This window comes from Pseudomonas syringae pv. tomato str. DC3000, from assembly GCF_000007805.1.
Classification (GTDB): Bacteria; Pseudomonadota; Gammaproteobacteria; order Pseudomonadales; family Pseudomonadaceae; genus Aquipseudomonas; species Aquipseudomonas avellanae.
Map to the genome: position 1 here is coordinate 2141360 of NC_004578.1, position 13153 is coordinate 2154512.

12 protein-coding genes are annotated in these 13153 nt (G+C 59.9%); all 12 read left to right on the top strand.

All coding sequences use genetic code 11. From position 1 onward, the window contains the following. The first annotated feature begins 108 nt into the window (after positions 1 to 108). The 12 genes from PSPTO_RS10160 (at position 109) to PSPTO_RS10215 (ending at position 12765) form a co-directional block, all read left to right on the top strand. Positions 109 to 1323 carry a sensor histidine kinase gene (locus tag PSPTO_RS10160; protein WP_044390087.1) on the top strand — a complete coding sequence of 405 codons (1215 nt, stop codon included), beginning with the start codon at positions 109 to 111 and terminating at the stop codon, positions 1321 to 1323. Further along, the gene (locus tag PSPTO_RS10165) at positions 1323 to 2738 is read left to right on the top strand and encodes a sigma-54-dependent transcriptional regulator (RefSeq protein ID WP_011103783.1); all 1416 of its coding nucleotides are present in this window, start codon (positions 1323 to 1325) and stop codon (positions 2736 to 2738) included. Before PSPTO_RS10160 ends, PSPTO_RS10165 begins: the two co-directional genes overlap by 1 nt. 241 nt (positions 2739 to 2979) lie before the next feature. After that, positions 2980 to 3309: a flagellar hook-basal body complex protein FliE gene (gene fliE / locus PSPTO_RS10170; RefSeq protein ID WP_003382144.1), complete on the top strand. Its 330-nt coding sequence runs from the start codon at positions 2980 to 2982 to the stop codon at positions 3307 to 3309. A 15-nt stretch (positions 3310 to 3324) separates the two neighbouring features. After that, a complete protein-coding gene (gene fliF, locus PSPTO_RS10175) occupies positions 3325 to 5109 on the top strand; it encodes a flagellar basal-body MS-ring/collar protein FliF (protein WP_007244370.1) in 1785 nt (594 codons plus the stop codon). After that, positions 5102 to 6118, top strand: coding sequence for a flagellar motor switch protein FliG (fliG, locus tag PSPTO_RS10180; RefSeq protein ID WP_002554291.1), 1017 nt, complete (start codon positions 5102 to 5104; stop codon positions 6116 to 6118). Before fliF ends, fliG begins: the two co-directional genes overlap by 8 nt. A 15-nt stretch (positions 6119 to 6133) precedes the next feature. Further along, entirely contained in the window at positions 6134 to 6952 is an 819-nt protein-coding gene (fliH, locus tag PSPTO_RS10185; RefSeq protein ID WP_005767003.1) for a flagellar assembly protein FliH, read from the top strand. Further along, positions 6942 to 8300: a flagellar protein export ATPase FliI gene (gene fliI, locus PSPTO_RS10190; RefSeq protein WP_005767000.1), complete on the top strand. Its 1359-nt coding sequence runs from the start codon at positions 6942 to 6944 to the stop codon at positions 8298 to 8300. The genes fliH and fliI overlap by 11 nt, the downstream gene beginning before the upstream one ends. A 6-nt stretch (positions 8301 to 8306) precedes the next feature. After that, positions 8307 to 8756, top strand: a complete 450-nt coding sequence (fliJ, locus tag PSPTO_RS10195) for a flagellar export protein FliJ (protein WP_002554288.1) — start codon at positions 8307 to 8309, stop codon at positions 8754 to 8756. 82 nt (positions 8757 to 8838) lie between these two features. After that, positions 8839 to 9141, top strand: a complete 303-nt coding sequence (locus PSPTO_RS10200) for an STAS domain-containing protein (protein WP_005616835.1) — start codon at positions 8839 to 8841, stop codon at positions 9139 to 9141. Between the two features lie 4 nt (positions 9142 to 9145). Then, entirely contained in the window at positions 9146 to 10852 is a 1707-nt protein-coding gene (locus PSPTO_RS10205; RefSeq protein ID WP_011103785.1) for a fused response regulator/phosphatase, read from the top strand. Positions 10853 to 10885: 33 nt separating this feature from the next. Continuing rightward, positions 10886 to 11242, top strand: coding sequence for an Hpt domain-containing protein (locus tag PSPTO_RS10210; RefSeq protein WP_005766990.1), 357 nt, complete (start codon positions 10886 to 10888; stop codon positions 11240 to 11242). A gap of 98 nt (positions 11243 to 11340) precedes the next feature. After that, positions 11341 to 12765 (top strand): flagellar hook-length control protein FliK, encoded by a 1425-nt coding sequence (locus PSPTO_RS10215; RefSeq protein ID WP_011103786.1) that lies wholly within the window; start codon positions 11341 to 11343, stop codon positions 12763 to 12765. Positions 12766 to 13153 lie beyond the last annotated feature (388 nt).

Below are 13153 nucleotides of genomic sequence, written 5' to 3' on the forward strand. Positions count from 1 at the left end.
GCCAAAAATCAAGCCCTTGAATTTTCAAGGGTTTTTTTTCGGCACGAGGATTGCTAAGTCTCTCTTAACACACCGTTTACTGACGGTTCGCCACGAGAGAGATGAACTATGTCCCAGGCCGCCCAACTGACGTCCGCCCAATCTGCTCAGGCCCGGTACTCCCCGGAGCTGGAAAGTCGTCAGGGGCTTGAGCAGGCGTTCTCGCTGTTCAATCAGATGTCCGCACAGTTGACCGATTCCTACGGGTTGCTGGAAGCGCGTGTCACCGAACTCAAGGGTGAACTGGCAGATGCCGGTGTTCAGCGTCTGCAGGAACTGGCAGAGAAAGAGCGCTTGGCCAACCGCCTGCAGAACCTGCTTGATCTGCTCCCCGGTGGCGTCATCGTCATCGACGGCATGGGGGTGGTGCGTGAGGCTAACCCGGCTGCCATCGATCTGCTCGGCCAGCCCTTGCTGGGCATGCTCTGGCGTCACGTCATCAGCCGCTGCTTTGCCCCGCGTGAAGACGATGGCCACGAAGTCTCCCTCAAGGACGGCCGCAGGCTTTCCATTGCAACCCGTTCTCTGGACGCCGAGCCCGGGCAACTGGTGCTGCTTAACGACCTGACCGAAACCCGTCGCCTTCAGGAGCAACTGGCTCGCCACGAGCGTTTGTCGTCGCTGGGCCGGATGGTTGCTTCTCTGGCGCATCAGATTCGCACGCCCTTGTCGGCGGCAATGATCTACGCCAGTCATCTGACCGAGCAGGAATTGCCGGTGGAAACCCAGCAACGCTTTGCCGCGCGGCTCAAGGATCGCCTGCATGAGCTTGAACACCAGGTTCGCGACATGCTGGTGTTCGCCCGTGGCGAGTTGCCGCTGACGGACCGCCTAACGCCCGGTGCGCTGTTCCATGCGCTGCAAAACGCTGCCGCGACCCATGTGCAAGGCGTGTCGGTGCGCTGGCAGTGCGACAGCATCAATGGCGAGCTGCTGTGCAATCGCGACACATTGGTCGGTGCGTTGCTCAACCTGATTGAAAACGCCGTCCAGGCCAGTGCCGGGCGGACATTGCTGAAAGTGCATGCCTACAGTCGCGGCAACGTGTTGCGCGTGTGCTTCAGCGATAACGGCAGCGGCATGGACAAGGCCGCCCTGGCGCGTATCGGTGAGCCGTTCTTTACCACCAAGACCACCGGCACCGGGCTCGGTCTGGCCGTGGTGACGGCGGTGTCGCGTGCGCATCAGGGCGGCGTGCATTATCTGTCGCGGGTCGGGCGTGGCACCTGTGCAATCGTCAGCCTGCCACTGATTCCGGCTTCAAGCCCGACGGGTACTCACTGATGCCGATCAACGTGCTGTTGGTCGAGGACGACCGTTCGCTGCGCGAGGCGCTTGGGGAAACTCTGGAGCTGGCCGGTTATGGATACCAGGCGGTCGGCTCTGCGGAAGAGGCGCTGGTCGCGGCCGAGGCGCAGCCGTTCAGTCTGGTCATCAGTGACGTCAACATGCCGGGCATGGACGGTCATCAATTATTGAGCCTGTTGCGCAGTCGGCATCCGCAACTGCCGGTACTGCTGATGACCGCCCACGGCGCAGTCGACCGGGCGGTCGATGCCATGCGTCAGGGCGCGGCGGATTATCTGGTCAAGCCTTTCGAGCCCAAGGCCCTGATCGCGCTGGTTGCGCGTCATGCACTGGGGCGCTTGGGGCCTGCCGAGAGTGACGGGCCGATCGCGGTCGAACCCGCCAGCATCCAGTTGCTGAACCTGGCCAGTCGCGTGGCGAAAAGCGACTCCACCGTGCTTATTTCCGGCGAGTCCGGTACAGGCAAAGAGGTACTGGCGCGTTTCATTCATCAAAATTCGCCGCGGGCCGATAAGCCTTTTATTGCGATCAACTGCGCCGCCATCCCTGACAACATGCTGGAAGCGACGCTGTTCGGTCATGAAAAGGGCTCGTTCACTGGCGCAATTGCGGCGCAGGCAGGCAAATTCGAACAGGCAGACGGCGGCACAATCCTGCTCGACGAGATTTCTGAAATGCCCATGGGGCTGCAAGCCAAGCTGCTGCGCGTATTGCAGGAGCGAGAGGTCGAGCGCGTCGGTGCGCGCAAGCCGATCACCCTGGACATTCGTGTAGTTGCAACCACTAACCGCGATCTGGCCGGTGAAGTGGCGGCGGGGCGTTTTCGCGAAGATTTGTTTTATCGGCTTTCGGTATTCCCGCTGGCGTGGCAGGCATTGCGTCAAAGGACTGCCGATATTCTGCCGTTGGCCGAGCGACTGCTGGCCAAGCACGTCAATAAAATGAAGCACGCGCCGGTTCGTCTTTCTGCCCAGGCGCAGCAGTGTCTGGTGAGTTACCCGTGGCCCGGCAACGTGCGTGAACTGGATAACGCCGTGCAGCGGGCTTTGATTCTGCAGCAGGGCGGGGTGATAGAGGCGCAGGATTTCTGTCTTGCCGGGCCGGTCACCAGCCTGCCTGTCGCGGTGCCCAGTGAGGCTGTGCCCCCTCAGCCTGTCATTTCTTCGGCAGAGAATGCCGGTGTTGGCGTGGGTGCTGAATCAGCCGGGGCGCTGGGGGATGACCTCAGGCGTCGTGAGTTTCAAATGATCATCGACACGCTGCGTGCCGAGCGCGGCCGTCGCAAGGAAGCCGCCGAACGGTTGGGTATCAGCCCGCGTACATTGCGTTACAAGCTGGCGCAGATGCGCGACGCCGGGATGGATGTCGAGGGTTATCTGTTTGCCACATGAGCAGGTGGCGCGCGATGAGCGTGTGTTCGATTTTCGTGTGGGTTTTGTATAACCGACGGAAGCCATAATCGCCGACGCCCCTTGATATACAGGCGGTCCAGGGCGATTTGATGTCGGGCAACACGGCATTCCTGCAGGGTGTGCCAAATTGCCACTATCCAGCTGGCACCGTTGTTGCTAAGTCTTCTGTACCCGCTGAATCAGTGTCAAAAATTTGCGGGCCTTACGAGAGAAAACGTCCATGAGCCAAGGTGTTGAATTTAATCGCTTGATGTTGGATATGCGGGCCATGCAGATGGATGCGATGTCTGCACCCAAGCCCGTGTCCGGCGCGCAGGAAGCCGGAGCCAGCAGCTTCGCCGACATGCTTGGCCAGGCCGTCAACAAAGTTGCGCAGACCCAGCAGGCTTCCAGCCAGTTGGCCAATGCATTTGAAGTTGGGAAGAGCGGCATCGATCTGACCGACGTCATGATCTCGTCGCAGAAAGCCAGTGTGTCTTTTCAGGCGTTGACCCAGGTTCGTAACAAGCTGGTTCAAGCTTACCAAGACATCATGCAGATGCCGGTTTAAGGGACGTACTGAGTCATGGCCGAAGCAACTGCCGATACCGTTCCTGCAAGAGCGGGCGCTTCCGATAAGAAACCGCTGTTCGGTTTGTCTTTTCTGGAAAATCTCTCTGAAATGACCATGCTGCGTCAGATCGGCCTTATGGTCGGTCTTGCCGCGAGCGTGGCCATCGGCTTTGCCGTGGTGCTCTGGTCCCAGCAACCTGACTACCGTCCGCTTTATGGCAGCCTGGCGGGCATGGACAGCAAGCAGATCATGGACACCCTGACGGCGGCGAACATCAACTACACCGTCGAGCCCAATTCCGGTGCGCTGCTGGTGAAGTCCGATGACGTACAGCGTGCGCGTATCCAGCTGGCGCAGGCGGGCGTGGTTCAGAACGACGCCAATATAGGTTTTGAGATCCTCGACAAGGATCAGGGGCTGGGGACCAGTCAGTTCATGGAAGCCACGCGTTATCGCCGTGGTCTGGAAGGCGAACTGGCTCGTACCATCTCCGCCCTGAACAATGTCAAGGGTGCCCGTGTGCACCTGGCCATTCCGAAAAGCTCGGTGTTTGTCCGCGACGACCGCAAGCCCAGCGCTTCGGTATTGGTCGAACTGTATGCCGGCCGTTCGCTGGAACCCAGCCAGGTGCTGGCCATCATCAATCTGGTGGCCACCAGCGTACCCGAGCTGAGCAAGTCGCAGATTACTGTAGTCGACCAGAAGGGCACGCTGCTGTCTGATCAGGCGGAAAACTCCGAACTGACCATGGCTGGCAAGCAATTCGATTACAGCCGTCGTATGGAAGGCATGCTGACCCAGCGCGTGCAGAACATTCTGCAGCCGATTCTGGGCAATGATCGCTATAAGGCTGAAGTCTCGGCAGTGGTCGATTTCAGCGCCGTCGAATCGACCGCAGAAAGCTTCAACCCTGACCAGCCTGCCTTGCGCAGCGAGCAATCGGTCAACGAACAACGTTCCAGCAGTTCAAGCACCGGCGGTGTACCGGGGGCATTGAGCAACCAGCCACCGGGCCCTGCCACCGCACCGCAAAATGCGGCGGCGGGTGCTGCCGGTGCGGCAGGCCCTATCGCTCCAGGCCAGCCGCTGCTGGATGCCAACGGTCAGCAGATCATGGATCCGGCAACCGGTCAGCCAGCGTTGGCGCCATACCCGGCCGACAAGCGCGTGCAATCGACCAAGAACTTCGAGCTGGACCGCTCCATCAGCCACACCAAGCAACAGCAGGGTCGTCTGACCCGCCTGTCGGTCGCGGTAGTGGTCGATGACATGGTCAAGACCAACGCAGCCAACGGCGAGGTTTCCCGTGCGCCGTGGAGCGCCGCGGACCTGGCCCGTTTCACGCGTCTGGTACAGGATGCCGTCGGTTTCGACGCCAGCCGTGGTGACAGTGTCAGCGTAATCAACGTGCCGTTCTCCAGTGAACGCGCCGAGGTTCTGCCTGAAGCGTCGTTCTATTCGCAACCGTGGTTCTGGGACATCGTCAAGCAGGCTGTGGGGGTGATCTTCATCCTGATCCTGGTGTTCGGTGTGCTGCGTCCGGTGTTGAACAACATCACCAGCGGCAAGAGCAAGGAACTGGCCGGTTTCGGTGGCGACGCCGAACTGGGTGGCATGGGCGGTCTGGATGGCGAGTTGTCCAATGACCGTGTCAGCCTGGGCGGCCCGCAAAGCATCCTGCTGCCTAGCCCTACCGAGGGTTATGACGCACAGCTGAACGCAATCAAGAGCTTGGTGGCCGAAGACCCGGGTCGTGTGGCTCAGGTCGTGAAAGAGTGGATTAACACTGATGAATGATCGAGCCATGGTAGCCAAACTCTCCAAAGTCGAGAAAGCTGCGGTATTGCTGCTTTCTCTGGGTGAAACCGACGCGGCCCAGGTGCTCCGGCACATGGGCCCCAAGGAAGTCCAGAAAGTGGGCGTCGCGATGGCTCAGATGCGCAACGTGCATCGCGAGCAGGTCGAAGAGGTGATGAGCGAATTTGTCGACATCGTCGGCGATCAGACCAGCCTCGGGGTTGGTTCGGACGGCTACATCCGCAAAATGCTCACCCAGGCACTGGGCGAAGACAAGGCCAACGGCCTGATCGACCGCATCCTGCTGGGTGGTAACACCAGCGGTCTGGACAGCCTCAAATGGATGGAGCCACGCGCCGTCGCCGACGTGATCCGTTTCGAGCACCCACAGATTCAAGCCATCGTGGTGGCCTATCTGGACGCCGACCAGGCCGGTGAAGTGCTCGGCCATTTCGACCATAAAGTGCGACTGGATATCATCCTGCGTGTGTCCTCGCTCAATACCGTACAGCCAGCCGCGCTCAAAGAGCTGAACCAGATTCTCGAGAAGCAGTTCTCCGGCAACGCCAACACGTCGCGTACTACCCTGGGTGGTATCAAGCGTGCGGCCGACATCATGAACTTCCTCGACAGCTCCATCGAAGGCGCGCTCATGGATTCGATTCGCGAGGTCGACGAAGACCTTTCGGTGCAGATCGAAGACCTCATGTTCGTCTTCAACAACCTCTCCGACGTGGACGACCGCGGTATACAGGCGCTGTTGCGCGAAGTGTCTTCGGACGTGCTGGTACTGGCGCTCAAAGGCTCGGACGAGGCAATCAAGGAAAAAATCTTCAAGAACATGTCCAAGCGTGCCGCCGAACTGTTGCGCGACGACCTGGAAGCAAAAGGTCCGGTGCGTGTCAGCGATGTGGAAACCGCCCAGAAAGAAATCCTCACCATTGCGCGTCGTATGGCCGAGGCCGGCGAGATCGTACTCGGTGGCAAGGGTGGCGAGGAAATGATCTAAGGATTCAGCCGACTCATGTCCAGTTCCAATAAAGAATCGGCCAGCGACCTCATTCGCGCCAAGGACGCCGGGTTACTCGATATCTGGGCATTGCCCAGCTTCGATCCGCACGTGGAACCCGAGCCTGAACCCGAGCCGGAACCGGTCGACGAGCCGGCGGAAATGGAAGAGGTGCCGCTTGACGAGGTTCAGCCGCTGACCCTGGAAGAACTCGAAAGCATCCGCCAGGAAGCCTGGAACGAAGGCTTTGCCACGGGTGAAAAAGAAGGCTTTCACAGTACTCAGCTAAAAGTGCGCCAGGAGGCGGAAGTCGTTCTTGCGGCCAAGGTTGCCAGCCTTGAACAACTGATGGGCCATCTGTTGGCACCTATCGCCGAGCAGGACACACAGATCGAAAAGGCCGTCATTCATCTGGTCGAGCACATCGCGCGGCAGGTCATTCAGCGCGAACTGGTCACTGATTCCGGGCAAATCGCCAGCGTGTTGCGCGATGCGCTCAAGTTATTGCCGATGGGCGCGCAGAACCTGCGAATCTTCATCAACCCCCAGGACTTCCTGCTGGTCAAGGCCATGCGCGAGCGTCATGAGGAGGCGTGGAAAATCGTCGAGGACGAGGACTTGCTGCCGGGTGGTTGCCGAATCGAAACCGAACACAGCCGTATCGACGCCAGCGTCGAAACACGCATCGCCCTGGCGATCTCGAAAATGCACGATCAGTTGCATGAACAGGTGACTCATCCTGCCGCCGCTGACCTGAGCGTCGATCTGGATGCCTCGCCCGTCAGCACGGCGAAAACTGAAGATTCTGACGTGGACGCTCTCGATGCGCCTTGATCGCGTGAGCTTCGGCAAGCGTCTGGCTGGCTACGCCGAGTCGATCAGCCTGCCGGCCCAGCCGGTGGTGGAAGGCCGCCTGCTGCGTATGGTCGGCTTGACGCTTGAAGCAGAAGGCATGCGTGCGGCAATGGGCAGTCGCTGCATGGTCATCAATGACGACAGCCATCACCCGGTGGAAGTCGAAGCCGAAGTCATGGGTTTTTCCGGCGGCAAGGTGTTTCTGATGCCGGTGGGCAGCGTTGCCGGCATTGCGCCCGGGGCGCGGGTCGTGCCGCTGGCCGATACCGGTCGTCTGCCGATGGGCATGAGCATGCTCGGTCGGGTGCTGGACGGCGCCGGTCGCCCGCTGGATGGGCGTTCGCCGATCAAGGCTGAAGATTGGGTGCCGATGGACGGCCCGACCATCAACCCGCTCAAGCGCGATCCGATCAGCCAGCCGCTGGATGTCGGCATTCGCTGCATCAACGGTTTATTGACAGTCGGCCGTGGCCAGCGTCTCGGGCTTTTTGCCGGTACGGGCGTGGGCAAGAGTGTGCTGCTGGGCATGATGACGCGCTTCACCGAGGCGGACATCATCGTGGTCGGGCTGATCGGTGAGCGGGGCCGTGAGGTCAAGGAATTCATCGAGCACATCCTCGGCGAAGAGGGTCTCAAGCGCTCGGTGGTGGTTGCTTCGCCAGCCGATGACGCGCCGCTGATGCGCCTGCGCGCCGCCATGTACTGCACGCGAATCGCCGAATACTTTCGTGACAAGGGCAAGAACGTCCTGCTGCTGATGGATTCCCTGACCCGTTTCGCTCAGGCCCAGCGTGAAATCGCCCTGGCCATCGGCGAGCCGCCAGCCACCAAAGGCTATCCGCCATCAGTGTTTGCCCGTTTGCCCAAACTGGTCGAGCGCGCCGGCAACGCGGAAAAGGGCGGTGGTTCGATTACCGCGTTTTACACCGTGCTCTCCGAAGGCGATGACCAGCAGGACCCGATTGCCGACTCGGCACGGGGTGTGCTTGACGGCCACATCGTGCTGTCGCGACGCCTCGCTGAAGAGGGGCATTACCCGGCAATCGACATCGAAGCGTCGATCAGCCGGGTCATGCCCGCCGTGGTCAGCCCCGAACACATGGCCCGGGCACAACATTTCAAACAGCTGTGGTCGCGTTATCAGCAGACTCGCGACCTGATCAGCGTCGGCGCCTACGTGGCCGGTGGTGATCGCGAAACCGACATGGCGATTGCCCTGCACCCTGTACTGGTGCGCTACCAGCGTCAGGCGTTGCGCGAGAACGAAAGCATGCAGGGCAGTGGCGACGCGCTGGCGTCTATATTCGCTCCGGCCCCTGGCGGCTGATAGCCCATGGCCCAGAGTCGAGCGGCGCGTCTGGCGCCTGTGGTCGAGATGGCAGAAGCGGCCGAGCGTACGGCGGCTCAGCGGCTCGGGCATTTTCAGGGGCAGGTCAATCTGGCCAACAACAAGCTGCAGGAGCTGGACCAGTTTCGTCAGGACTATCAGCAGCAATGGCTGCAGCGCGGCAGTGCCGGGGTGTCCGGACAGTGGTTGCTGGGCTACCAGCGCTTCCTCAGCCAGCTTGATGTCGCGGTTGCCCAGCAATACAAAAGTCTCGAATGGCACAAGGCCAACCTCGATAGAGCGCGCAGTGCCTGGCAGGATTGCTATGCGCGGGTCGAGGGCTTGCGCAAGCTGGTCCAGCGCTACATGGATGAAGCCCGCAGGCTTGAAGACAAGCGCGAGCAGAAGTTGCTCGACGAGTTGTCGCAACGTTTGCCTCGTCACGAACAATTCTGACGTTTCATTTAATCAGTCCCGGAGATCTTCCGGTCTGGTCTACGCTATTAATGTCTCGGTGATGAAACACCTCGAGGTTCCCATGACAGTGACTTCCGTACGTTCCGAAGAGGGTCGACAATTGACCCTTTTTATCGAGGGCCGCTTTGATTTTTCGTCCCATCAGGACTTTCGTGCGGCCTATGAGGAGTGTCCGCATGATCTCGACTATGTCGTCGACTTGCGCGGCACGCATTACCTGGACAGCTCCGCGCTGGGCATGCTGTTGCTGTTGCGCGACCACGCCGGCGGCGACAAGGCGACAGTGCGCCTGATCAACTGCACGCCCGATGTTCACAAGATTCTCGCCATCTCCAATTTCTCGAAGCTGTTCCAACTGAGCTGATCCTTTGCAGTCGCCTCTGAAGAAGCTGTGCATTCTGATTGCCGACGACAGCGCCAGTGACCGGGTGCTGCTTTCGACTATTGTTGCGCGTCAGGGCCACAGAGTGCTGTGTGCTGCCAATGGTGTCGAGGCGGTAGCGATCTTCATGGCCGAAAGCCCGCAGTTGATTCTGATGGACGCGATGATGCCGGTCATGGATGGCTTCGAAGCGGCGCGACGGATCAAGGCGCTGACGGGCGAATCGCTGGTGCCAATCATCTTTCTCACCTCGCTGACCGAAGGTGAAGCGCTGGCACGCTGTCTGGACGCCGGCGGCGATGATTTCATGTCCAAGCCTTATAACCCGCTGGTACTGGCTGCCAAGATCAATGCGATGAACCGCCTGCGGGTATTGCACGAAACCGTTCGTCTGCAGCGCGACCAGATCAGTAAGCACCACGAATACCTGCTCAATGAGCAGCGGGTTGCGAAGGCCGTATTCGATCAGGTGGCGCACGCCGGATGTCTGGGGGCGGGCAATATCCGTTATCTGCAATCGCCTTATGCGCTGTTCAACGGTGATCTGATGCTGGCTGCCTACGCCCCGGCCGGGCACATGCAGGTGCTGCTCGGCGATTTCACCGGTCATGGCTTGCCGGCTGCCGTGGGTGCCATGCCGCTGGCCGATGTGTTCTACGGCATGACCGCCAAGGGCTATGGCCTGATCGAGATCCTTCGTGAAATGAATGCCAAGCTCAAGCGCATTCTGCCGGTCGACATGTTCTGCTGCGCGACGCTGCTGTGCATCAATCTCCCGCAACGACAGGTCGAGGTGTGGAACGGCGGCTTGCCGGATGGCTATCTGTTGCGCGGTACGGACGGCGAGCATGTGCCGCTGGCGTCCAGTCATCTGCCTCTGGGCGTGCTGAGTGTCGACGCTTTCGATGCGCGCACCGAGGTTTACCCGCTGGCACCAGGTGACCGGATATTTCTGTTGTCCGATGGCGTGCTCGACACCAGCGACAGCAACGACCAGTTGTTCGGCGTACAGCGCCTGCGGGAGGTTCTGTCTGCCAATCGCGAGCCGCCATTATTGATTCAGGAAATCCTCCAGGCGCTTAACGATTTCGGCGGCAAGGCGCGTGACGATGTCAGCCTGCTGGAAATCAGCGCGGTCGATGAGCCGCTCACCCGTCGGCCGGCACCCACTTATTCGGACAGCGGCGCGTCGAGCCCGCTGGACTGGTCGGCCAGCTTCGAGTTTCGGGCTTCGACTCTCAAACGCTTCAATCCGCTGCCTTATGTGCTGCAATTGCTTCTGGAAGTTCATGGGTTGCGCAATCAGGGCGCGGCGTTGCACATGGTGCTCGGTGAGCTGTACAGCAATGCGCTGGAGCACGGTGTGCTAGGGCTGGACTCGGCGCTCAAGCATGATGCCGCAGGTTTCGCACTGTATTACCGGCAGCGTGCGGAGCGTCTGGGCGCACTTGAGTCCGGATTCATTCGCGTAACCGTGCAGGTCGAGCCGGTAGGAGAAGGCGGGCGATTAACCCTCAGTGTCGAAGACAGCGGCGACGGATTTGATGCAAACAAGGCGCAAATGTTGATACCTGACAGCGATGAGCTGTATGGTCGCGGACTTCGGTTGGTGTGCGAGCTCAGTCACGAGGCCCGTTGGTCCACTGATGGCAGGACCGCCTGCGTGGAATTTTCCTGGGAGGGAGTGGCATAATCCGTTCCGGGTTCTTGATCAAGGAGTGAACAAGTGTCGATTCATCTGGATTACAGCGTACTGAGTGCCCTGCAGGAAGTCATGGAGGACGAATATCCGACTTTGCTGGATGTATTCCTCAAGGATTCCGAGCAGCGTCTCGCCCAACTGCGCCTTGCGGTTGAAACCGGCAACCTTGATCTTCAGGAACTGAGCCTCACGGCGCACAGCTTCAAGGGCAGCAGCAGCAACATGGGTGCCCTGCAGCTTTCGCAATTGTGTCACCAGCTTGAGGAGCGTGCTCGTCAGAACGATTCCTCGGATCTGCGAGACCTGATCGGCAGGATAGGCAGCGAATACCTGACCGTCCGTGGTTTGTTCAATGCTGAGCGCCAGCTCTTCATCAGTTGATCGATAATGCCCTGTCGAAGGGCTGTATTTTAAAGTTGGCCCACATATTGCTATGTCTTGTTGTATGGCAACAACCAGCAGCTTATGCGGAGACCGAAATGCCCCTTGCGACCAATGCGCTTCTTCAGACCAGCACCGCTGCGACCTCCAGGTCCAGTGCGGCCACCAATGCCGTCAAGTCTGCTGACAGCAGCAAGGACGGGGCTTCCAGCTTTTCAAACGTCTACGCCAAACAGGCCAGAGACACGGTTGCGCCGCGCGATGACGTGCCGGTCAAGCCGAGCCGGGACAAGACTTCGCCTGACAAGGACAAGGTCGCCGCAGGCAAGGACAAGCCGGTAAACGATCAGGCCAATGCCGCTGACAAGTCGACCGTTGCCGATAGCGGCAACGATTTGCCTGCAGCGTCATCTGTCGCCGGCAATGACTCTGACACTGCCAGCGCTGACTCGACGCCTGACGATGCACAGGCAGATGCCGCTGCATTGGCGGACGGGCAGGCCGTTACCGATGCTGCTCTGGACCCTGCGCTTGATCCCGCATTGCAAGCGCTGGCGGTACAAACGCCTGGCTTGCCGGCAGCCAGAGTGCAAGCGCCGGAAGTCACGACTGCACCGGTTATTGCGACCCTCGCTACGACTCAGGCTGCGCCTGCAACGGCGGTCGTCGCTGAACAAGCTTTCAATCCGGACGCCGATCCTCTGGACGGGCTGGAAGCGGTGCAGTTGGCGCTCGAAAATGCCAGCGCCAGAACGCAGTTGGCTGCACAGAATGCTCACGCCGCCAACAAGGCGACGCCGTCAAACGCAGAAGCTGATCCAAACCAGAATTTAGTCAATAACCTGTCGGCCCTGACCGAGCAGCCCACTGCAGATGACAGCAGCACAGAAAGCAGTGACAAATCGTTCAGCGGGCTGATCGGCGAAGGGCTCAAGGACGTCAAAAGCGCTGCGGGTGATACACGCGTAGACAACTTTGCTGATCGTCTGGCTGCGTTGAGCCAGGCGGCGCAACCCGCCCGCGCGGTCGCCGCACCGGCATCTGCGCCCTTGATGAATCAGCCGTTGGCCATGCACCAGAGCGGCTGGACCGAAGGCATCGTCGACCGCGTCATGTATTTGTCCAGTCAGAACCTCAAAACCGCCGATATCAAGCTGGAACCCGCCGAGCTTGGGCGCCTGGACATCCGAATCAACATGGCCCCGGAACAGCAGACCCAAGTGACCTTCATGAGCGCCCACATGGGCGTGCGCGACGCACTGGAAAGCCAGATGTCAAAGTTGCGTGAGTCGTTCGTTCAGCAGGGTCTGGGCAATGTCGACGTCAACGTGTCCGACCAGTCGCAACAGCAAGCCCAGCAACAGGCTCAGGAACAAGCCAGCCGCGCCCAGCGCAGTGGTCGCGGCAACGGCGTGGGGTCGAGCGATACCTCTGACGACATTGCTGGCGTCGACGCCGCCATTCCCGTCAGCCAGCCGGCTGCGCGCGTTATCGGCACCAGCGAGATCGATTACTACGCGTGATGTTCAGTGGCGGTTGGTTGCTATGCGCAAGTCCGACTGGACATTCGTGCCCAAACTCCGCGTTGGCAAGCAGTTCGTGATGCTCCGCGTCGCATCTGTGTTGCAACTCAACGTTATGTCTTACTCATAGTCACTGCACATAAACGAAAGCGCTTTTTACCGCGCTGGCACTGACGACGCAGGGTGCGACGTAAGTGACAGGGCGAAGGAACCCGACGAAGTCGAGCCGAAATCTCATTGATTCGCAGATCTGTGTGACGCAGAGCGTCACGAAATGCATTTCCACGCAGAGCTTGGGAACGATAATCAACGGCCTTCGGCCAGAATCAAAAGCTGACTTGTGTATGACGCTGAGCGCGGAGAGTGGGAGCGGTAATCATCATGGTCC

Excerpts from the sequence above, each read along its gene's own strand:
- PSPTO_RS10160 (WP_044390087.1), top strand. The coding sequence starts at position 109 with ATGTCCCAGGCCGCCCAACTGACGTCCGCCCAATCTGCTCAGGCCCGG.
- PSPTO_RS10165 (WP_011103783.1), top strand. The coding sequence starts at position 1,323 with ATGCCGATCAACGTGCTGTTGGTCGAGGACGACCGTTCGCTGCGCGAG.
- fliE (WP_003382144.1), top strand. The coding sequence starts at position 2,980 with ATGAGCCAAGGTGTTGAATTTAATCGCTTGATGTTGGATATGCGGGCC.
- fliF (WP_007244370.1), top strand. The coding sequence starts at position 3,325 with ATGGCCGAAGCAACTGCCGATACCGTTCCTGCAAGAGCGGGCGCTTCC.
- fliG (WP_002554291.1), top strand. The coding sequence starts at position 5,102 with ATGAATGATCGAGCCATGGTAGCCAAACTCTCCAAAGTCGAGAAAGCT.
- fliH (WP_005767003.1), top strand. The coding sequence starts at position 6,134 with ATGTCCAGTTCCAATAAAGAATCGGCCAGCGACCTCATTCGCGCCAAG.
- fliI (WP_005767000.1), top strand. The coding sequence starts at position 6,942 with ATGCGCCTTGATCGCGTGAGCTTCGGCAAGCGTCTGGCTGGCTACGCC.
- fliJ (WP_002554288.1), top strand. The coding sequence starts at position 8,307 with ATGGCCCAGAGTCGAGCGGCGCGTCTGGCGCCTGTGGTCGAGATGGCA.
- PSPTO_RS10200 (WP_005616835.1), top strand. The coding sequence starts at position 8,839 with ATGACAGTGACTTCCGTACGTTCCGAAGAGGGTCGACAATTGACCCTT.
- PSPTO_RS10215 (WP_011103786.1), top strand. The coding sequence starts at position 11,341 with ATGCCCCTTGCGACCAATGCGCTTCTTCAGACCAGCACCGCTGCGACC.